This window comes from Bradyrhizobium sp. USDA 4541 (genome assembly GCF_024171085.1).
GTDB classification, from domain to species: Bacteria; Pseudomonadota; Alphaproteobacteria; order Rhizobiales; family Xanthobacteraceae; genus Bradyrhizobium; species Bradyrhizobium australafricanum.
In genome coordinates, this window is the sequence record NZ_JALJZF010000001.1 from 5,464,754 (window position 1) to 5,483,430 (window position 18,677).

Below are 18,677 nucleotides of genomic sequence, written 5' to 3' on the forward strand. Positions count from 1 at the left end.
CCAAACGCACTGACGAATCCTTAGGTGCGGCGCCATGAATGCCGCCTTAACGGTCTGTAATCCACCTAGCGTCCCGGGTTCAATGTGTCCGGTCGGACACGGTTTTCAGCGCCGCCGGGACGATGTGGACGACGTGGTATTTATGCTCCTGCAGGTACCTCAAGAAGGCGGGCAGCATCTCGGCTGTCCGCATTTGCGGGTCATGCAGCAGTATAATTCCCTTGCGGTGGCCTTCGAGCCGCCCGGTGAGCAGCTTGAGTTCCTCCTCGGGGGTCATCTTGTTCCAATCGCTGGCCCAGAAATCGGCTCCGAACACCGCGATACCGCGCTTTTCCAGATGGTCCAGCAGGGCGGGTGTCGATTCGAAATAGGGGAACCGGAAGAATGGCGTGCTCGGGACCGTGCTTGCGGTGCCGCGCAGGGCCTTCTGGACCGCTTCGATCCCCCGGTTGATGTTCGCCTCGGCCTGATCCAGCGGGAGCTTGTTGAGATGCGGATGGTCCCAGCTGTGATAGGCGATGCTGTGGCCGAGGCGCGCGATCTTGCGGACCATATCGGGATGATCGGCCGCGTTGCGGCCGACCATGAAGAAGGTTGCCTGCACGCATTCGGCCGCCAGCGCCGTCAGCACCTTGTCGGTGACCCCCGGCGTCGGTCCGTCGTCGAAGGTCAGCACGACCTCGCCATCCCTGAGCGGCAGGGTCTGCGGAAAGCTCTTCAGCCCGACGCGCGGATAGGTCGCGGGGTCGACCTCGAGTACACGTGAGGTGCCGAGCGCGTCCTTGCGCTGGCATTCGGCGGCGTGCGCCGAGCCGAACAGTGCAACAGGCGCGAGCGCGACCAGCGCCGCGAAAGCCTTCCGGAGCGGTCGCGGTGCGCTCGACATCTTTCTCATTGCACTGGGCCCCACCGATTAGGTAATCCGTTCCGCACTCATCCAACCAGTTTTTCCCCTCCTGTCAAACCGGCGAAACACGGCATGGCCGAGAATTTCGACGTTGCCGAACCCGCCGAGGCCGATCCGCTGGCCCGGATGCCGATGCGGGACGAGGAGGGCGAGCTCCGCGGCGAATTCGTCGCGGCGATCACCCGGGCCATCCACGCCGCCGACCGGCCGTTGCTGTGCGAGGTGGTGGCGGAACTGCACGAGGCCGATCTCGGCGACCTGATCGTGGCGCTGGAGCCGGTCGACCGCGTCACCCTGGTCGAGATCACCGGCACCGATTTCGACTTCTCGGCGCTCAACGAGGTCGACGAGACGGTCCGCGAGGAGATCCTCGAGGAACTCGAGCCGGAGACGGTTGCCGAGGGCGTCCGCGAGCTCGAATCCGACGACGCCGTCGAGCTCCTGGAGAGCCTCGACGAGGAGGACCAGGAAGAGATCCTGGAAAAGCTGCCGGCGGCCGAGCGCGAGGACATCGAGCGGAGCCTGCTGTACCCGGAGAATTCCGCCGGCCGGCGGATGCAGACCGAGTTCATCGCGGTGCCGCCGGATTGGAATGTCGGGCAGGCGATCGACTATATGCGCGACACGCCGGATCTGCCGGATCGCTTCTACGAAATATATGTGGTCGATGCCGACAAGCACCTGCTGGGCGTGGTGCCGCTCGACGTGCTGCTGCGCACGCGCCGCCCGGTTCCGATCAAGGACCTGATCGACGAGGACCGCCGCCGGGTCTCCGCGCTGGAGGACCAGGAAGAGGTCGCGCGGATGTTCGGCAAGTACAACCTGGTCGCAGCTCCCGTGGTCGACACCATCGACCGGCTGGTCGGCGTGATCACCATCGACGACGTCGTCGACGTGATCGAGGAGGAGGCAGACGAAGACTTGAAGGCGCTCGGCGGCGTCACCAGCGACGAAGAGCTGTCCGACACGGTGTGGACCATCGCGCGCGGTCGCTTCAACTGGCTCTTGGTCAATCTCGCCACCGCGTTCCTGGCCTCGTCGGTGCTCGGTCTGTTCGAGGGCCAGCTCGAGAAGATGGTGGCGCTTGCGGTGCTGGCGCCGATCGTGGCGAGCCAGGGCGGCAATGCCGCGACCCAGACCATGACGGTCGCGGTGCGCGCGCTCGCCACCCGCGAGCTCGGCCCGTACAACGCGATGCGGGTGGTGCTGCGCGAGACCATGGTCGGGCTCGTCAACGGCATCGCCTTTGCCGTCATCACCGGCGTCGCCGCGGTGGCCTGGTTCAAGATCCCCGGCCTCGGCATCGTGATCGGGCTTGCGATCATCTGCAATCTGGTGGCCGGCGCGCTCGGCGGCATCCTGATCCCGATGGTGCTGGAACGGGTGCGGGCTGACCCCGCGGTCGCCTCCGGCACCTTCGTCACCACCGTCACCGACGTGGTCGGCTTCTTCTCCTTCCTCGGCATCGCCACGCTGTGGTTCGGCCTCAAGTAACGCGCTCGCGGGCAGGGCGGCGCATGGTCCGGGCGCGAGCCGCGCCGGGCCGCTTATCGTTAATCCGAACTTAACGCGCTTCATCGATGATGCCGCTATCTCCAAGGGGCCATCACGGGGGCCATCATGCAGCGGTTGCGGCTCAAGGCGGACGGAAGGATCGTCGAATTGCGCGACGGGCAGGAAATCCCGCTCGTGCCCGCACATCCCGACCAGGCGGCGATGCAGCCTGCGGCAGCGCAGCCGGCCGTACGCGATCTGCGCCGCCGGGCCCAGCTCACCCAGCTCGAATTCGCCGCCAAGCTCGGCGTGCCGGTGGAAACCATCCGCAACTGGGAGCAGGGCAAGCGCGCGCCACGCGGACCTGCCCGCGCGCTGCTCGCCGTGATCGCCCATTCGCCGGAGACGGTGTTCGCCGCGCTGTCGAGCGAGCCGACGGCGGCTTGAGCGGGTAGGGCGCGCTCCATCATCGCTGCAATCTCGGTGTCGTCCCTGCCTAGTGCGCAATTGCGCACGGGAGCAGGGACCCATACTCCGCGGCCCGTGTTGTGAACGGGACTCGTCGTTCAACCATCCCGCGACAATGCCGATCTGTGGTTATGGGTCCCTGCTTTCGCAGGACGACAGCGAGTGTGTTGCACGACCGGGAGTCAAACTTTCGCATTCTCGCGACATGATCTGCCCGAGCTTTGCCTTTTGTTCCGCCCTCTCTTGAACAGAGGGCGCAGGGAAAGCCGGGTGCCGATCGCACCCATGGGCCCCGAGCAAAAGGTAGAAAGCTCGGGGGTAGGACCACAGGTGTAACCGGAAACAACCCGGCTTTCCCTGCGCGATGGGTTACGGCTTATACGTGCTCTCCCCGGCGAGACTGGGCTTTTTTGTCGCCGCCCTCGCAAACGCTTGCGCACTTTGCGAGAGGACACCTGCCGCTAGGGCGTCAGGCCTGCACGATTTCGCCGTCCGCATCATGCGCACTCGTCAGTTGCGCTTGCCGCGTCCACCGCATCTCACCGCAACACCCGTGACGATGCGCAGCGCCCCTCGATCGGGTGAGACGCGTTATTCATACACTGAGTTGCGCTTCGGATAAAGCGAAATATTTTTGCTTCGGAGGCTTGACCTGTCGGGCAACTCAGTGATCGGCAATTTCCGGGCAGCCTTGCCGCGAGCGCCAATCCGCGTGACACGTCTGGCCATATCAGGCGTTCAAGCATCCATCACCCGCAGCACGGCTGTTTGGCTTTCGGTGCGCAGCAGGATTGTTGTTCCTGGAGCCATCGGTCGCGCGGCTTGCAGCTCGACGGACGCGCCGAGAGATAGACGCGGATCGCCGCGTCGCCGGCATCCATGCGTTCGGCGCGATAGATCTGCATCGGCCGAACACCGTCGCTCACCTCGAACGTCAGCCGGGCTTGCGGGTCGAAGCCGACGGCCTCGTCGACCTTGCGGATGATCGCAAGAAATTTTCCGGCCGGCATGTGACCGCGGTTTTCCTCCTCGATGTCCCAGAGCTGAATGAAGGTCTCGCTCCAGCTCTCCGGGTTCGCGCCGCAATCGAGCGCCCTGAACGAACCGGTCTTGACTTCGGTCACGTGGTAGCTGGGGCGGACGTCCCGGCCGTCGTAGCTGAAGATCAGCGGTTTCTCCTTGTGCGCCTCAAGGCCGGAAAGGAGGGCCGCGGATGACAGCTCTTCCACCGGAAGCAGGGCGCCGACGATCGAACGGGTATTGGCAAGCGTGTCCATGGCTGCTATCATCATTTCAACGATTGTTGAATTGTAGGATTATCGAAAGATGGAGGAGCGTCAAGCCCGAACCGCCTTCGCCGCGTTGTCGCAGGAAACGCGGCTGCGGATCGTGCGGCTGCTGGTCCAGGCGGGTCCCGAGGGGATGGCCGCGGGGGCGATTGCGGAGGCGGTCGAGGTGTCGCCATCCAACGTGTCGTTCCATCTGAAGGACCTCGAGCACGCCGGCATGATCGTGCCGCGCCGCGAGGCGCGCTCGATCATCTACTCGGCGGATTTCAACGGTTTGCGTGACCTCATCGCCTTCCTGATCAAGGATTGCTGCGCGGGCCACCCGGAGATCTGCGCGCCGGCGCTCGCCGCCGCCCAGTGCAAGCCTTCCACCAGCAAGAAGAAGGCGCGTGCGTGATGCGCGATTTCGATCTGCCACGGCGCCTTGTGGCGGAATGTCTCGGCACGTTGCTTCTGGTCGCGACCGTCGTCGGCTCCGGCATCATGGCAGAAACCCTGACCAAGGACGTGGCCCTGGCGCTGCTCGGCAATACGCTGCCGACCGGTGCCATCCTGGTGGTGCTGATCACGATCCTTGGACCGATATCCGGCGCGCATTTCAATCCGGCGGTGACGCTGGTGTTCACGCTCAAGGGCGAGCTCCGCCCGCCGCACGCCGCGCAGTACGTCGCGGCGCAGGTGCTCGGGGGAGTCCTGGGTGCGATGATCGCGCATGCCATGTTCGGCCTGCCGCTCCTGGAGTTCTCCGCCAAGGCGAGGACTGGGTTCCCGCAGTGTTTTGCGGAATTCCTTGCCGCGTTCGGGCTGGTTGCAACGATCATCGGTGGCGTGCGGTTTCGCGAGGCCGCTATCCCATGGCTGGTCGGGCTCTACATCACCGCCGCCTACTGGTTCACCGCCTCCACGTCTTTCGCCAACCCGGCCGTTGCCATCGCGCGATCATTCACCGATACGTTTTCCGGTATCCGCGCGCAGGACCTGCCGGGATTCATCGTCGCCGAGATTCTGGGGGCGATGGCCGCGCTGGCGCTGATGACGTGGCTCCTGCGGCAGAGCGAAACGAAGATGGAAGCAATCCGATGACGATCACGATTTACCACAATCCCGCTTGCGGGACGTCGCGCAACGCGCTGGCCATGATCCGCCAAAGCGGGGAGGAGCCGGAGATCGTCGAGTATCTCAAGACGCCGCCCGCGCGCGACACGCTGATCTCCCTGATCAAGGCCATGGGCATGACGCCCCGCGCGCTGCTCCGCGAGAAAGGCACGCCTTATGCAGCGCTCGACCTTGACAATCCGAAATGGAGCGACGACGAGTTGATCGATTTCATGATCGCGCATCCGATCCTGATCAATCGGCCGATCGTGGTCTCGCCGAACGGCGTGAAACTGTGCCGGCCGTCCGAGGTCGTGCTTGACCTTCTCGCCACGGACATTGGCCAGTTCGTCAAGGAAGACGGAGAAGTGGTTCCGTCCAGGACGCCGGGTGCGCGCGCCGGATGAGCCGCCGTGCAGACAACGTCCTGATTGTTGCGCTCGGGACCACGCAAACCCTTGCCTGGGCGTCGAGCTATTATCTGCCTGCCATCCTCGCGGACTCGATCGCGCGGGACCTCGGAATCTCGACGAACTGGCTGTTCGCCGCGTTCTCGATGGCGCTCGTGATCTCCGGGCTGCTCGGTCCGCGCGTCGGCCGCCAGATCGACCGGATGGGCGGACGCGAAGTGCTCTGCGCGTCCAACCTCATCCTGGCGTCCGGTCTGATCCTGCTCGGGCTGTCGCAGGGCGGCGTGCTGATGGCGGTGAGCTGGCTGTTGCTCGGCGTCGGCATGGGTCTTGGCCTGTATGATGCAGCCTTCGCGGCGCTCGGGCGCATTTACGGCAACGCCGCCCGTCGCTCCATCACCGGCATTACGCTGATCGCGGGCTTTGCCAGCACGATCGGCTGGCCGCTGAGTGCGTGGGGGCTGGCAACCATCGGCTGGCGCTGGACCTGTTTCGGCTGGGCTGCGGCGCACATCCTGATCTGCTTGCCGCTCAACGGCCTCCTGATCCCCAGGCTAAAGCGGGAGCATCGGATCGCGGCCGACACGCCGAAGCCGCACATCGCCATCGACCGCGCGATGGTGTTACTCGCCTTTGCCTTCGCCGCCGCCTGGAGCGTGACGTCGGCGATGGCGGTTCATCTGCCGCGAATTCTGGAGTCGCTCGGTGCGACGCAGGCGCAGGCGATCGCGGCGGGCGCACTGATCGGCCCGGCTCAGGTGGCGGCGCGCATTGTCGAAGCGAGCCTGCTGAAGCGCTTCCACCCGCTCTGGTCGGCGCGCCTGGCCTGCATCACACATCCCTTGGGCGCCTGCGTCATCGGCCTGTTCGGCGGTGGCTTCGCGGGGGCGTTCGCGCTGTTGCACGGTGCAGGGAATGGAATCCTGACGATCGCGCGCGGCACGCTGCCGCTGGCGATATTCGGTCCGAAGGATTACGGCTACCGCCTGGGACTGCTCGGCGCGCCGTCGCGACTGTCTCAAGCCCTCGCGCCCCTCATATTCGGATTCCTGATCTCGCCGCTCGGTGGCTACACGCTTGCGGTCACATCGGCTCTGAGCTTGGCCGCGCTTCTGGCACTGTGCGCACTCAAGGCCGGGCCGAAGACCCCCTCGCGCTAGCATCACGACCCTTCATCCGCCGGACCGTGTCGATGAACGCCTTGATGATCGGGGAATGGCCGCGTCCGCTGTGATGCGCAATGCTGTACTGGGTCTTGATGGTGCGGTCGCTGATCTCCAGCGCGCGCAGATTGGGATGCGGCACGAATTCGAAGTCGGCGACGACGCTGATGCCGAGGCCGCGCTCGACCGCCTTCCACACACCCTCGCGGCTCTCGATCTCGAACACCGGTTCGATCCTGATGCCCTCGGCCTGCATCGTCGCCTCGAACGCGCGCCGCGTGGTCGAGCCGCGCTCGCGCAGCACGATGGGCTGGTCGGCCAGCTCGCGCAGCCTGACCGACTTGCGCTTGAACCAGGGATGGTCGCGGTTGACGAACACGATCACGCGGTGCGTGCGGTAGGGGATCATGGTGACGCGCGGATCCTCCGGCACCTCCGCCAGGATCGCGACGTCGGCCTCGAAGTCGACGATGTGGCGGAAGGTGCGTTCGGAATTGCCGAGCAGGGTCGAGATCTGCACCTCCGGATGATCGCGCTTGAACGCCGCGATGATCTCGGTGGCATGAAACGGCCCGACGGTCGCGACCCGCAGATGGCCCTTGGTCGCCTTGCCGTGCGCGGCCAGGAGGTCGTGAGCCTCGTCGCAGAACGTCATGATGCCGCGGGTGATCTCGAACAGCGCGGCGCCGGCCTCGGTGAGCTCGGTATGCCGCGGCTTCCGAATCAAAAGCTCGACGCCGTAGCTCTCCTCCAGCTCCTTGACCTGGATGGTCAATGTCGGCTGGCCGACGTTGAGCACGCGCGAGGCCGCGGTGAAGCCGCCATGGGTGGCGACCGCGTGGAAGGCGCGAAGCTGGCTGAACACTATTGACATAATCAATAGAACGCCTCCGTAGAATGAATTTGTCAATAGCAGCCGGCGCCGTACCTTCGCGCCAAACGGAGGACGCGCGGATGGACTGGACTTATTCCAACCCGGTGAGGATCGAATTCGGAGCCGACAGCTTCGACAAGCTGCCGGGGCTGATCGGCAAGCGCGCCTACGCGCTCGTGACCTATGGCGAGCCGATCTTCGACGAGCTCGAGCGGCGGCTGCGCGCCGCGGCGGGACCGTCTGTCCTGACTATTCGCGACGTCGCGCCCAATCCGGACTACCGCCTGCTTACCGAGCAGACCGCGCGCTTTGCCGGGCTCGCGAGGCAGCCCGAGGTGATCGTCGCGCTCGGCGGCGGCTCGGTGATCGACTCCGCCAAGGTGTTCGCGGCCGCCGGCGGCGACTTCGCGACCGTCAAAACCTATCTGGAGACGCAGCAGGGCGCCGAGCGCCTCGCGGCGATCCCGATCATCGCGGTGCCGACCACCGCGGGCACCGGCAGCGAGGTGACCTGCTGGGGCACGGTGTGGGACGAGGCCAACGGCAAGAAATACTCGCTGGCGCGTCCGTCGCTCTATCCGACCCATGCCGTGATCGATCCGCGCCTGATGCTCGGCAAGCCGCAGCTTCTGACCGTCAGCACCGGGCTCGACGCGCTGTCGCATGCGCTGGAGAGCATCTGGAACGTCAACAACAATCCGGTGTCGGCCAACCACGCGGTGGCCGCGGCACGCAGCATCCTCGAGGTGCTGCCGAAGCTCGCCAACGACCTCGGCAATCTCGAGCTGCGCAGCCGCATGGCGCAGGCGGCGCTGTTCGCGGGCCTGGCATTCTCCAACACCAAGACCGCGATCGCGCATTCGCTGTCCTATCCGATTACGCTGCGGCACGGCGTCCAGCACGGCATCGCCTGCTCGTTCTCGCTGCCGATGGTGCTGCGCAGCGTCAAAGGGGCGGGCGGGCTCTGCGAGGACAGCTTGAGGCAGATCTTCGGCGCCGACCTGGCCCGCGCGGCCGACGATCTCGAGGACTTCATGGCGCGGCTCGGCATCTCCTGCAATCCGGCCGCCTACAGGATCGAGCGCGCCGAATGGCACGCGCTGATCGCGGACTCGCTGGAGGGCGAGCGCGGCCGCAACTTCTTAGGGTCGAAGGAACGGTTGATCGAGGCAGCGCAGACGCAGCGGATGCCGAGCGCGGCGAACGCGTGACGATGGCGCAGTGACGAGGAGAGGCATCATGCAAGACAATCGTAAAACCATCACCGTGAACGGGCGCGATTACGAGGCGCCGACGCGGCCAACCGTCGTGATTTGCCTCGACGGTTCGGAGCCCGGCTATATCGAGCGGGCGATCGAGGCCGGCGTCGCGCCGACCTTCGCGCGCTTCATGAAGGAGGGCGCGCACGTCCATGCCGCCAGCGTGATCCCGAGCTTCACCAATCCGAACAACCTCTCGATCATCACCGGACGTCCGCCCGCGGTGCACGGCATCGCCGGCAACTACTTCTACGACACGGCGAACAACGCCGAAGTCATGATGAACGATCCGAAGTTCCTGCGCGCACCGACCATCCTCGCCGGTGTCCATGACGCCGGCTATAAGGTCGCCGCCGTCACCGCCAAGGACAAGCTGCGCACCTTGCTTGCGTACGGTCTGGACTATTCCAGCGGCCGCGCCATCGCCTTCTCGTCCGAGAAGGCCGACCAGGCCACCAGGGCGGCGAACGGCATCGATGATGTGCTCGATTTCGTCGGCCTGCCGCTCCCCGAGGTCTACTCGGCCGATCTGTCGCGCTTCGTGTTCGCGGCCGGCGTCAAGCTGGTCGAGCGTTACCGTCCCGATCTGATGTACCTGTCGACCACCGACTACATCCAGCACAAGGTCGGGCTCGGCACCAAGATCGCCAACGACTTCTACGCGATGATCGACGGCTATCTTGCGAAGCTGGATGCGCTCGGCTGCAACATCGTGGCGACCGCCGACCACGGCATGAACGACAAGTTCCTGCCCGACGGCAAGCCCGACGTGATCTACCTCCAGGACGTCATGGACGACTGGACCGGTACGGGCGCCGCACGCGTGATCCTGCCGATCACCGATCCCTATGTCGCCCATCACGGCTCGCTCGGCTCGTTCGCGACCATCTACACGCCGGAGGGCGCCAACGTCGACACGCTGCTGTCGCGGCTGCGTGCGACCGGCGGCATCGAGGTCGCGCTGACGCGCAACGAGGCCTGCGCCAGGTTCGAGCTGCCGCCGGACCGGATCGGCGACATCGTCGTGATCTCGACCAGGCACAAGGTGCTGGGCACCAGCGAGTCCCGTCACGATCTCTCGGGCCTGACCGAGCCGCTGCGCTCGCATGGCGGGCTCACCGAGGAGCGGGTGCCGCTGATCGCCAACCGCAGGATCGCGCTGCCCGCCGGTCACGCCCTGCGCAATTTCGACGCCTTCGACGTCGCGCTCAACCGCATCCAGTGACGCATTCGGACCCCAAGGACAGTGCCATGAACATCCAGAGCCCGGCCGTTCGCCACGAGCAGATGCGGATCGCAGGAAGCCTCGTCGACACCGACGAGCATGTCGAGGTCTTCAATCCCTATACCAACAAGGTGGTTGGCACCGTGCCGGCGGCGCGGCCGGAGCATGTGCGCAGCGCCTTCGCCAGGGCGGCCGCGTTCAAGCCGAAGCTGACGCGCTACGAGCGCCAGCGCATCCTGCTGCGCACCGCCGAGATCCTGGCCGGGCGCAAGGAGGAATTCGCGCGGCTCATCACCGCCGAGTCCGGCTTATGCTGGAAGGATTCGCTCTACGAGGCGGGCCGCGCCTACGACGTCTATTCGTTTGCCGGCCAGCTCGCGATCAAGGATGACGGCGAGACGTTCTCCTGCGACATCAGCCCGCAGGGCAAGGCGCGCAAGATCTTCACGACGCGCACGCCGCTGCTCGGTGCGATCTCGGCGATCACGCCGTTCAACCATCCGCTCAACATGGTGAGCCACAAGATCGCCCCCGCAATCGCGACCAACAACCGCGTGGTGCTGAAGCCGACCGAGCTGACGCCGTTGACCGCGCTCGCGCTCGCCGACGTGCTCTACGAGGCCGGGCTGCCGCCGGAGATGCTGTCGGTGGTGACCGGCAACCCGCATTCGATGGGCGATGCGATGATCACCGATCCGGACGCCGATCTCGTCACCTTCACCGGCTCGGTCAGGGTCGGCAAGCACATCGCCAATAAAGCGGGCTACAAGCGGCTGGTGCTCGAGCTCGGCGGCAACGATCCGCTGATCGTGATGGAGGACGCCGACCTCGAGAAGGCGGCCGAGCTCGCGGTGACCGGCGCCACCAAGAATTCCGGCCAGCGCTGCACGGCCGTGAAACGTATCCTCTGCGTCGAGGCGGTCGCCGACGATTTCGCCGCGCTGGTGCTGACGAAGGCACGCAAGCTGAAATGCGGCGACCCGATGGACCCGACGGTCGACGTCGGCACCGTGATCCATGAGGGCGCGGCGAAGGAATTCGAGCGCCGCGTCAATGCCGCCGTCGCCGACGGCGCCGAGCTGCTGCACGGCAACGCTCGCGACGGCGCGCTCTATCCGCCGACCGTGGTCGACCGGATTCCCTACACCAGCGAGCTGGTGATGCAGGAGACGTTCGGGCCTGTGATCCCGATCATCCGCGTGCCCAACGACATCGACAGCGTGATCCGGATCTCGAACGCGACCGCGTTCGGCCTGTCGTCCGGCGTCTGCACCAACCGGCTCGACTACATTACGCGGTTCGTCAACGAGCTCGATGTCGGCACCGTCAACATCTGGGAAGTGCCGGGCTACCGGATCGAGATGTCGCCGTTCGGCGGGATCAAGGATTCCGGCCTCGGCTACAAGGAGGGCGTGCAGGAGGCGATCAAGAGCTTCACCAACGTCAAGACCTACTCGCTGCCCTGGCCGGTCTAGAGCAGCGCGTTCGACGAGGGCCGCACGCGGACAACAAGAACAACGCGGCGGCCGACTGCGATCAACCAAACAAGGGGAGGCCTCAATGTCGATCACGTTCAGTCCGTCGGGCGTCGGCTCGGTCGGAGTCCAGAATCCGGAGCTTGCGACATCGTTCCGCCGCGCGCAGTGGCGGATGCTGTTCGCGGCGATGTTCTGCTATCTGTTCTTCTACACCGGGCGGCAAACCTTCGGCTTCGCCATTCCCGGCATCCAGGCCGAGTTCGGCGTCACCAAGGAGGCGCTGGGCTGGGCCAGCGCGGCGCTGCTCTGGTGCTACGCGGTCGGGCAGGCGATCAACGGCAATCTCGGCGACAAGTTCGGCGGCCGGCGCGTGATGAGCGCCGGCGCGATCCTCTCCTTCATCATGAACTGGGCCACCAGCCTCTCGACCGGGATCGTCAGCCTCACCGCGTTCTGGGGCATCAACGGCTATTTCCAGTCGATGGGATGGGCGCCGGGCAGCCGGCTGCTGTCGAACTGGTGGGGCCGCCACGAGCGCGGCACGGTCTACGGACTCTATACATTCGCGGCCGGTCTCGCCTCGGTGCTGTCGTTCGTCACCTCGCTGGTCGTGGTCGGCTACTTCCAGCTCGACTGGCGCTGGATCTTCCGTATCCCGGTCGTGCTGCTGCTGCTCGGCGGCATCGCGTTCTATCTGATCGCGCGCGAGAAGCCCGAGGACATGGGCTTTGCCTCGCCGCATGACGAGGCCGACGATGTCACCTCTGCGGAAACTGCGGTCAGCGCCAATGAGGGCTCGCTGGCGCGCTACAAAGCGGTGCTGTCGAACTGGCGCCTTTTGGTCGCCGGCGTCGCGATCGGCTTCCAGAACGCGGCGCGTTACGGCCTCTTGGTGTGGGTGCCGGTGCACTTCCTCGGCAGCAATTGGGCCAAGGCCGGCGCCGCCTCGGTGATCGATCCGCGCTGGATCAGCATCGCGCTGCCGGTCGGCATGGCGGTCGGCGCGTTCAGCAATGGCTGGGTCTCGGACAAGGTGTTCGGCTCGCGCCGCTACCTCGCCATTGTGCTCTACATGGCGCTCGCCGCGGTCACCTCGCTGTGCATGTACGCGATCCCGACCTCGGACATCGTTCTCGGGATGACGGTGCTGTTCCTGTGCGGCTTCTTCACCTACGGCCCGCAATCCTCGTTCTGGGCGCTGTGCCCGGATCTGGTCGGCCACAAGCGGGCAGGGACCGCGACCGGGGTGATGAACTTCTTCGCCTATCTGTTCGCAGGTCTCGGCGAGCCGATGATCGGCCACTTCATGGACAAGCATAACCAGACGTCGCTGGTGTTCCTGGTGGTCGCTGTCTGCGCGACCTCCAGCGCGGTGGTGGCGGCCTTCATCCGTCGCTAGCTCACTCACTGCGTCTCCCGGGCAACGGCCCCGGGGCGCCGCTGTCCGTGCCTACGTAGCCCGGATGAGCGAAGCGATATCCGGGGCTGGTTTTGTCCCCGCATGTCGCTTCGCTCATGCGGGCTACGCTCGTTTTTGCAGTGAGCAGAGCACCGAGGCGGGCGATTTGTTGCAGCGGCCACGCCGGGCCAATTCCCTGCAATCGCCTGCCTCGCGCGGCTGACCTGACGCCCAATTCCTGATCATCGGCTGCTCAATTGAAGCGCAAGATTGATAAAATATCGACTTATATCAATAAGATAAACTAAATTGTATGCAGAATACAAAATGTGCTTGTCCCGTTTGCCGCCTTGAAGCAGACTTCACGCAGGGCAGGAGAGGCCAGCGACCGTCAAGGACGAGGGGCGCGGCAGGGCAAAACAATCTGTCGGGAGGAGCAAGCAATGAGCGATCAGGTGTCCACCATCGCAATGGCAGATGCGGCAAAGCCTTCAGGCGTGCGCTGGAAGATTTTCCTGCTGATGCTGTTCCTGATCTCGATCAACTATATCGATCGCGCCTCGCTCTCGGTCGCGATGCCGGTCATCGCCAAGGAGTTCGATATCGATCCGGCGATGCAGGGCCTGATCCTGAGCTCGTTCTTCTGGACCTATGCGCTGATGCAGGTGCCGGGCGGCATGCTCGCCGATCGCTTCAAGCCGCGCATCGTGATCGCGCTCGCGACGCTGTTCTGGGGCTTCTTCCAGGCGCTGGCGGCGCTGTCGACCAGCTGGATGTTGCTGCTGCTGACCCGGCTCGGGCTCGGCGCGTCGGAAGCGCCGATCTATCCGGCCGGCGGCAAGCTCAACGCGATCTGGATGACGCAGACCGAGCGCGGCCGCGGCGCCACCTTGCTGGACGGCGGCGCACCGCTTGGTGCGGCGCTCGGCTCGATCGTGATCGCCTGGTTGATGGCGGCGTTCAGCTCCTGGCGCGTCGCCTTCGTCATCGCCGGCGTCGGCACCATGCTGTGCGGGCTGTGGGCCTGGTACTACATCCGCAACGTGCCGCGCGAGCATCCGTCGGTCAATGAAGCCGAGGCGCGCTATCTCGAGGAGGCGCACGCGATCGAGGATGCGGCGACGCCGCCGTCTTCGGGCGCAAGCTGGATGGCGTATTTCCGGTTTCGCTCGGTGTGGTGCATGTGCCTCGGCTGGATGTTCTTCAACACCACGTTCTACGGGCTGCTGACCTGGATGCCGACCTACCTGTTCAAGGTGCACGGCTTCGACATCAAGGCGCTGGGCGGCGCGTCCTTCATCATCTTCTTCGCAGGCTTCGTCGGCGAACTGGTCGGCGGCTGGATCGGCGATAACTGGCGGGAGCGGGGAGGGTCGCCCAACACCGTGTTCCGCACGCTGTTCGGCATCGCGGCGATCATGGCGACGGTGTCGATCTTCCTCGTCGCCTACGTCGCCAACGCGGTTGCGGTCGTGGTGCTGCTGTCGACGACGCTGTTCTTCCTGCGCTGGTGCGGCATGTACTGGGCGATTCCGTCGGCGCTGGCGGGCCGCGGCAAGTCCGGCTTCCTCGGCGGCTGCATGAATCTCGGCGGCAACATCGCCGGCATCACGACGCCGCTGATCGTCGGCTTCATCGTGCAGGCCACCGGCTCCTATTTCCTGGCCCTGATGTATTTCGCCGCCGCGGGCATTGCGCTGTTGATCTGCTCGACCCTGATCGATTACAGCCGCAAGCTCCCGGTCTAAAACGGATGCGGCCAAATCCGCCAAGGATTCGGCCGCTTGATGAGGCTCACCAATGACACGTCCCGTCCGGCTCGGCATGCTGACGCCGTCGTCGAATACCGCGCTCGAGCCGATCACCTGCGCGATGCTATCGGGCGTCGACGACGTCTCGGCGCATTTCTCGCGCTTCAAGGTGACCGAGATCGCGCTGTCGGAGCAGGCGCTGCGCCAGTTCGACGCCAGCGAGATTCTTCGCGCGGCCGAACTGCTGGCGCATGCCAAGGTCGACGTCATCGCCTGGAATGGCACCTCGGCAAGCTGGCTCGGTTTCGACCGCGACGAGAGCCTGTGCGAAGAGATCACGGCGGCAACGGGTATCAAGGCCTGTACCACGGTGCTGGCCTATCGCGACGTGTTGCGGCGGATCGGCGCCAGCCGCATCGGGCTGGTGACGCCGTATCGCAAGGACGTGCAGGAGCGGATCGTCGCCAACTGGAATTCGCAGGGGCTGCACTGTTTTGCCGAGCGGCATCTGTCGCTGCAGGACAATTTCTCCTTTGCCGAGGTCAGCGAGGCCGAGGTCGCGCGGCTGATCGAGGAGGTGGTGCGCGAGGGCTGCGATGCCGCCGTCGTGCTCTGTACCAACATGCGCGGCGCCGGCGCAGCCGAGCGGCTGGAGCGCGGATTTGGCGTCCCGGTGCTGGATTCGATTGCGGTGACACTGTGGGCATGCCTTGCCGCGGCCGGCTGCGATCCGTCGCGCGTGCAGGGCTGGGGCAGCCTGTTCTCGAACCCCGATCTGCGCGCGGCCGCCGCGATCCACGTGGGAGGGCGCGATCTCCAATCATGACAGTGAAGGCAAGCGGTGACTGAACCCAAGGCGACCAGACGTAACAAGGAACCCAAGCGCGCGATGACCGCGCTGCAACGGCGCCGTCTGCGCGTGCCGCGGGTTGGGCTGCACGAGCAGGCGGCGACGCGGCTGCGCACCATGATCGTGCGCGGCGAGCTGGCGCCGGGGCAATCGCTGGGGGAGGCGGACCTCTCCGACGCGCTCGGCGTCTCGCGCACGCCGCTGCGCGAGGCGCTGAAGCAATTGGCGAGCGAGGGCCTGGTCGAGCTGCGGCTCAACCACAGCGCCGTGGTGGCGCCGTTCCGCCGCGCCGAGCTCGCCGAACTGTTCGAGGCCGTCAGCGGCATCGAACGCTGCGCCGCCGAGCTCGCCGCGCTGCGCATGGAGTCGGACGACTTCGAACGGCTCGCGGCGCTGCAGGACAAGATCGAATGGCATCACGGCCGCGGCGAGCTACGCGATTATTTTCAAGTTAATCAGCAGATCCATTCGGCGATCGTCGGCTTCGCCCGCAATGCCGTGTTGAAGGCGACGCACGAGGCGCTGCTGGCGCGGGCCGAGCGGGCGCGCTTCTTCGCGCTGTCGGTGCTCGGCCGCTGGGATGAATCGGTGCAAGAGCATCAGGAGATTTTGTCGGCGCTGAAGGCGCGTGATGCGGCCCGGGCCGGGCAGATACTGGCCCACCACGTGCGCCGCACCGGCGAGATCGTCGCCGAGACGCTGGATGCCAAGGCAATGAACGACAAGGCGGACGACGCCGCGGCACCGGAGGCACCGGCAAGGCCACGCGGCCGCAAGACGAGGGACGTTGCGCCATGAAGATCCTGCTGCTCAATCCCAACACGACGGCTGATGTGACGGATCTGCTCCATGCCGCCGGCAGCAAGGCGGCGTCGGCCGGCACCGAGCTCGTGCCGCTCACCGCCGCGCGCGGCGTGCCTTATATCGCCACCCGCGCCGAGGCCCAGATCGGTGGTGCGATCGCGCTGGAGATGCTGGCCGAAGCCGGCCCCGGCGTCGATGCCGCTGTCATCGCGGCGTTCGGCGATCCCGGCCTGTTCGGCGCGCGTGAGCTGTTCGCCTTCCCCGTCGTGGGATTGGCCGAAGCTGCGATGCTCACGGCCTGCATGCTCGGCCGCCGGTTTGGTATCGTCACCTTCGCCGGCGCGCTGGCGCCCTGGTACGAGGAATGCGTCGCCATGCACGGGCTGAGCTCGCGCTGCGCCGGCATTCGCACGCTTGACGGTCATTTCCAGTCGATCTCGGAGGTGCAGGCCGAGAAGGAGGAGCTGCTGGTCGCGCTCGCCAACCGTGCGGTCGATCAGGACAACGCCGACGTCGTCATTCTGTCGGGCGCACCGCTTGCCGGACTCGCGGCAAAAGTCCGCGACCGCATTCCGGTGCCGGTGGTCGATCCGGTCGCGGCGGCGGTGCGGCAGGCGGAGACGCTCGCCGTGCTCAAGCCGCGCAAGGCGGTGGCCGGCACCTTCCGCCGTCCCGATCCGAAGCCGACGCGCGGGCTGGCCGAGCCACTCGCCGCAATCATCGAACACCGCTCACCGAAGGAGGGAACAAACTGATGTCCTTCGACACCATTATCCGCGGCGGCACCGTGGTGACCGCGGCCGACACCTTCGCCTGCGACGTCGGTATCCGCGGCGGCAAGATCACGGCGCTCGGCCATGATCTCGGCGATGCAGTTACGATCATCGACGCCACCGACCGCCTGGTGCTGCCCGGCGGCATCGACAGCCATGTCCACTTCGCCCAGCCGTCCGGCGACGGCATCGTAATGGCCGACGGTTTTGCCAGCGGCACGCGATCGGCGGCCTTCGGCGGCAACACCACCGTGCTGCCGTTCTGTCTGCAGGAGAAGGGCCAGACCCTGCGCGAGGCGCTGAAGCATTACCATTCGCTGGCCGAAGGCGAGTGCCATGTCGACGTCGCCTTCCATCTCATCCTCACCGATCCGACCGAGCATGTGCTGGGCCAGGAGCTGCCGGCCCTGGTCGAGGACGGCTACACCTCGCTCAAGGTCTTCATGACTTATGAGGGCCTCGCGCTGTCGGACCGGGAGTTGCTCGAGACCATGTCGGTCGCGCGCGAGACCGGCGCCATGCTGATGATGCATGCGGAGAATTTCGACGCTATCCGCTTCCTGACCGACCGGCTCGAACGGACCGGTAACACCGCGCCGCGCTTCCATGCGACCTCGCGGCCGATCCCGGTCGAGCGCGAGGCCACCCATCGCGCGATCTCGCTGTCCGAGCTCGTCGACGTGCCGATCATGATCGTGCATGTCTCGAACCGCGAGGCGATGGACGAAATCCGGCGCGCGCAGCAAAGGGGCTTGCGGGTCATGGGCGAGACCTGTCCGCAATACCTCATGCTGACCGAAAAGGATCTCGATCAGCTCAACATGGAAGGCGCAAAATACGTCTGCTCGCCCCCGCCGCGCGACGTCGCCAGCCAGCAGGCCTGCTGGGAAGGTCTGCAGCAGAAGGTGTTTTCGGTGTTCTCGTCGGACCATTGTCCGTTCCGTTACGACGACCCGCAGGGCAAGCTTGCGCCGAAGGGACGTACCAGCTTCCGCTGGGTGCCAAACGGAATCCCGGGCGTGGCGACGCGGCTGCCGATCCTGTTCTCCGAAGGCGTGGTGAAGGGGCGGATCGACCTCAACAGCTTCGTCGCCTTCAGCGCCACCAACCATGCCAAGATCTACGGCCTCTATCCGCGCAAGGGTACGATCGCGGTCGGCTCGGATGCCGACATCGCGCTGTGGGACCCGAAGCGCAAGGTGACGATCCGTCACGAGTTGATCCACGACGGCGCGGACTACACGCCCTATGAGGGGCTCGAGGTCACGGGCTGGCCGGTGCTGACCATGGTGCGCGGCAAGGTCGTCGTCGATAACGGTACGCTCATTGGCGGCAAGGACCACGGCACCTATCTGCCCCGCGCCAAGCCGCCGAAGGCCGCGACCATTCCGTAACGCGACCAAATCCGTAACAAGCAAAGAGAGAAGGCAGGAGATCA

18 protein-coding genes are annotated in these 18,677 nt (G+C 65.7%); 15 read left to right on the top strand and 3 right to left on the bottom strand.

Annotated elements, in window-relative coordinates:
* Window positions 1-79: 79 nt before the first annotated feature.
* Window positions 80-895, bottom strand: coding sequence for a polysaccharide deacetylase family protein (locus J2R80_RS25875; protein ID WP_253639678.1), 816 nt, complete (start codon window positions 893-895; stop codon window positions 80-82).
* An 84-nt stretch (window positions 896-979) separates the two neighbouring features.
* On the opposite strand from J2R80_RS25875, the gene mgtE reads away from it, so the two are divergent.
* Window positions 980-2,401 (top strand): magnesium transporter, encoded by a 1,422-nt coding sequence (gene mgtE, locus J2R80_RS25880; protein ID WP_057020841.1) that lies wholly within the window; start codon window positions 980-982, stop codon window positions 2,399-2,401.
* Between the two features lie 126 nt (window positions 2,402-2,527).
* Complete coding sequence (locus tag J2R80_RS25885) at window positions 2,528-2,848, top strand: DNA-binding transcriptional regulator (RefSeq protein WP_028343385.1); 321 nt, start codon at window positions 2,528-2,530, stop codon at window positions 2,846-2,848.
* 770 nt (window positions 2,849-3,618) lie between these two features.
* On the opposite strand, the gene J2R80_RS25890 is transcribed toward J2R80_RS25885, so the two are convergent.
* Window positions 3,619-4,146, bottom strand: coding sequence for a DUF6428 family protein (locus J2R80_RS25890; RefSeq protein WP_057020840.1), 528 nt, complete (start codon window positions 4,144-4,146; stop codon window positions 3,619-3,621).
* A gap of 49 nt (window positions 4,147-4,195) precedes the next feature.
* On the opposite strand from J2R80_RS25890, the gene J2R80_RS25895 reads away from it, so the two are divergent.
* The 4 genes from J2R80_RS25895 to J2R80_RS25910 are packed head-to-tail and all read left to right on the top strand — an operon-like array spanning window position 4,196 to window position 6,823.
* Window positions 4,196-4,555, top strand: coding sequence for a helix-turn-helix transcriptional regulator (locus J2R80_RS25895; RefSeq protein WP_253639679.1), 360 nt, complete (start codon window positions 4,196-4,198; stop codon window positions 4,553-4,555).
* On the top strand, window positions 4,555-5,241 hold the full coding sequence (locus J2R80_RS25900) for an MIP/aquaporin family protein (RefSeq protein WP_253639680.1): 687 nt from the start codon (window positions 4,555-4,557) through the stop codon (window positions 5,239-5,241). The genes J2R80_RS25895 and J2R80_RS25900 overlap by 1 nt, the downstream gene beginning before the upstream one ends.
* Window positions 5,238-5,660 carry an arsenate reductase (glutaredoxin) gene (gene arsC / locus J2R80_RS25905; protein ID WP_253639681.1) on the top strand — a complete coding sequence of 141 codons (423 nt, stop codon included), beginning with the start codon at window positions 5,238-5,240 and terminating at the stop codon, window positions 5,658-5,660. Before J2R80_RS25900 ends, arsC begins: the two co-directional genes overlap by 4 nt.
* Entirely contained in the window at window positions 5,657-6,823 is a 1,167-nt protein-coding gene (locus J2R80_RS25910) for an MFS transporter (protein WP_253639682.1), read from the top strand. The genes arsC and J2R80_RS25910 overlap by 4 nt, the downstream gene beginning before the upstream one ends.
* Here the strand turns inward: J2R80_RS25910 and J2R80_RS25915 are convergent.
* A complete protein-coding gene (locus J2R80_RS25915; protein WP_225646971.1) occupies window positions 6,792-7,700 on the bottom strand; it encodes a LysR substrate-binding domain-containing protein in 909 nt (302 codons plus the stop codon). The genes J2R80_RS25910 and J2R80_RS25915 overlap by 32 nt on opposite strands.
* Before the next feature lie 80 nt (window positions 7,701-7,780).
* On the opposite strand from J2R80_RS25915, the gene psrA reads away from it, so the two are divergent.
* From psrA to hydA, 9 genes are all read left to right on the top strand, one after another.
* Window positions 7,781-8,911, top strand: coding sequence for an iron-containing alcohol dehydrogenase PsrA (gene psrA, locus J2R80_RS25920; protein ID WP_057020834.1), 1,131 nt, complete (start codon window positions 7,781-7,783; stop codon window positions 8,909-8,911).
* Window positions 8,912-8,936: 25 nt separating this feature from the next.
* On the top strand, window positions 8,937-10,184 hold the full coding sequence (gene phnA / locus J2R80_RS25925) for a phosphonoacetate hydrolase (protein ID WP_375162662.1): 1,248 nt from the start codon (window positions 8,937-8,939) through the stop codon (window positions 10,182-10,184).
* Window positions 10,185-10,210: 26 nt separating this feature from the next.
* Window positions 10,211-11,659 carry a phosphonoacetaldehyde dehydrogenase gene (gene phnY / locus J2R80_RS25930; RefSeq protein WP_253639683.1) on the top strand — a complete coding sequence of 483 codons (1,449 nt, stop codon included), beginning with the start codon at window positions 10,211-10,213 and terminating at the stop codon, window positions 11,657-11,659.
* Between the two features lie 85 nt (window positions 11,660-11,744).
* Window positions 11,745-13,061 (top strand): MFS transporter, encoded by a 1,317-nt coding sequence (locus tag J2R80_RS25935; RefSeq protein ID WP_253639684.1) that lies wholly within the window; start codon window positions 11,745-11,747, stop codon window positions 13,059-13,061.
* A 443-nt stretch (window positions 13,062-13,504) separates the two neighbouring features.
* Entirely contained in the window at window positions 13,505-14,809 is a 1,305-nt protein-coding gene (locus J2R80_RS25940) for an MFS transporter (protein ID WP_253639685.1), read from the top strand.
* A gap of 52 nt (window positions 14,810-14,861) precedes the next feature.
* The gene (locus J2R80_RS25945) at window positions 14,862-15,638 is read left to right on the top strand and encodes an aspartate/glutamate racemase family protein (protein ID WP_076834556.1); all 777 of its coding nucleotides are present in this window, start codon (window positions 14,862-14,864) and stop codon (window positions 15,636-15,638) included.
* A gap of 15 nt (window positions 15,639-15,653) precedes the next feature.
* On the top strand, window positions 15,654-16,460 hold the full coding sequence (locus J2R80_RS25950) for a GntR family transcriptional regulator (RefSeq protein ID WP_309143773.1): 807 nt from the start codon (window positions 15,654-15,656) through the stop codon (window positions 16,458-16,460).
* Window positions 16,457-17,221, top strand: a complete 765-nt coding sequence (locus tag J2R80_RS25955; RefSeq protein WP_057020829.1) for an aspartate/glutamate racemase family protein — start codon at window positions 16,457-16,459, stop codon at window positions 17,219-17,221. Before J2R80_RS25950 ends, J2R80_RS25955 begins: the two co-directional genes overlap by 4 nt.
* On the top strand, window positions 17,221-18,633 hold the full coding sequence (gene hydA, locus J2R80_RS25960; RefSeq protein ID WP_253639686.1) for a dihydropyrimidinase: 1,413 nt from the start codon (window positions 17,221-17,223) through the stop codon (window positions 18,631-18,633). The genes J2R80_RS25955 and hydA overlap by 1 nt, the downstream gene beginning before the upstream one ends.
* The last annotated feature ends 44 nt before the right edge of the window (window positions 18,634-18,677 follow it).

What these genes read in the sequence shown, in the direction of transcription:
- J2R80_RS25875 (WP_253639678.1), bottom strand. Translation starts at nt 895, where the DNA reads ATGAGAAAGATGTCGAGCGCACCGCGACCGCTCCGGAAGGCTTTCGCG.
- mgtE (WP_057020841.1), top strand. Translation starts at nt 980, where the DNA reads ATGGCCGAGAATTTCGACGTTGCCGAACCCGCCGAGGCCGATCCGCTG.
- J2R80_RS25885 (WP_028343385.1), top strand. Translation starts at nt 2,528, where the DNA reads ATGCAGCGGTTGCGGCTCAAGGCGGACGGAAGGATCGTCGAATTGCGC.
- J2R80_RS25890 (WP_057020840.1), bottom strand. Translation starts at nt 4,146, where the DNA reads ATGGACACGCTTGCCAATACCCGTTCGATCGTCGGCGCCCTGCTTCCG.
- J2R80_RS25895 (WP_253639679.1), top strand. Translation starts at nt 4,196, where the DNA reads ATGGAGGAGCGTCAAGCCCGAACCGCCTTCGCCGCGTTGTCGCAGGAA.
- J2R80_RS25900 (WP_253639680.1), top strand. Translation starts at nt 4,555, where the DNA reads ATGCGCGATTTCGATCTGCCACGGCGCCTTGTGGCGGAATGTCTCGGC.
- arsC (WP_253639681.1), top strand. Translation starts at nt 5,238, where the DNA reads ATGACGATCACGATTTACCACAATCCCGCTTGCGGGACGTCGCGCAAC.
- J2R80_RS25910 (WP_253639682.1), top strand. Translation starts at nt 5,657, where the DNA reads ATGAGCCGCCGTGCAGACAACGTCCTGATTGTTGCGCTCGGGACCACG.
- J2R80_RS25915 (WP_225646971.1), bottom strand. Translation starts at nt 7,700, where the DNA reads ATGTCAATAGTGTTCAGCCAGCTTCGCGCCTTCCACGCGGTCGCCACC.
- psrA (WP_057020834.1), top strand. Translation starts at nt 7,781, where the DNA reads ATGGACTGGACTTATTCCAACCCGGTGAGGATCGAATTCGGAGCCGAC.
- phnY (WP_253639683.1), top strand. Translation starts at nt 10,211, where the DNA reads ATGAACATCCAGAGCCCGGCCGTTCGCCACGAGCAGATGCGGATCGCA.
- J2R80_RS25935 (WP_253639684.1), top strand. Translation starts at nt 11,745, where the DNA reads ATGTCGATCACGTTCAGTCCGTCGGGCGTCGGCTCGGTCGGAGTCCAG.
- J2R80_RS25940 (WP_253639685.1), top strand. Translation starts at nt 13,505, where the DNA reads ATGAGCGATCAGGTGTCCACCATCGCAATGGCAGATGCGGCAAAGCCT.
- J2R80_RS25945 (WP_076834556.1), top strand. Translation starts at nt 14,862, where the DNA reads ATGACACGTCCCGTCCGGCTCGGCATGCTGACGCCGTCGTCGAATACC.
- J2R80_RS25955 (WP_057020829.1), top strand. Translation starts at nt 16,457, where the DNA reads ATGAAGATCCTGCTGCTCAATCCCAACACGACGGCTGATGTGACGGAT.
- hydA (WP_253639686.1), top strand. Translation starts at nt 17,221, where the DNA reads ATGTCCTTCGACACCATTATCCGCGGCGGCACCGTGGTGACCGCGGCC.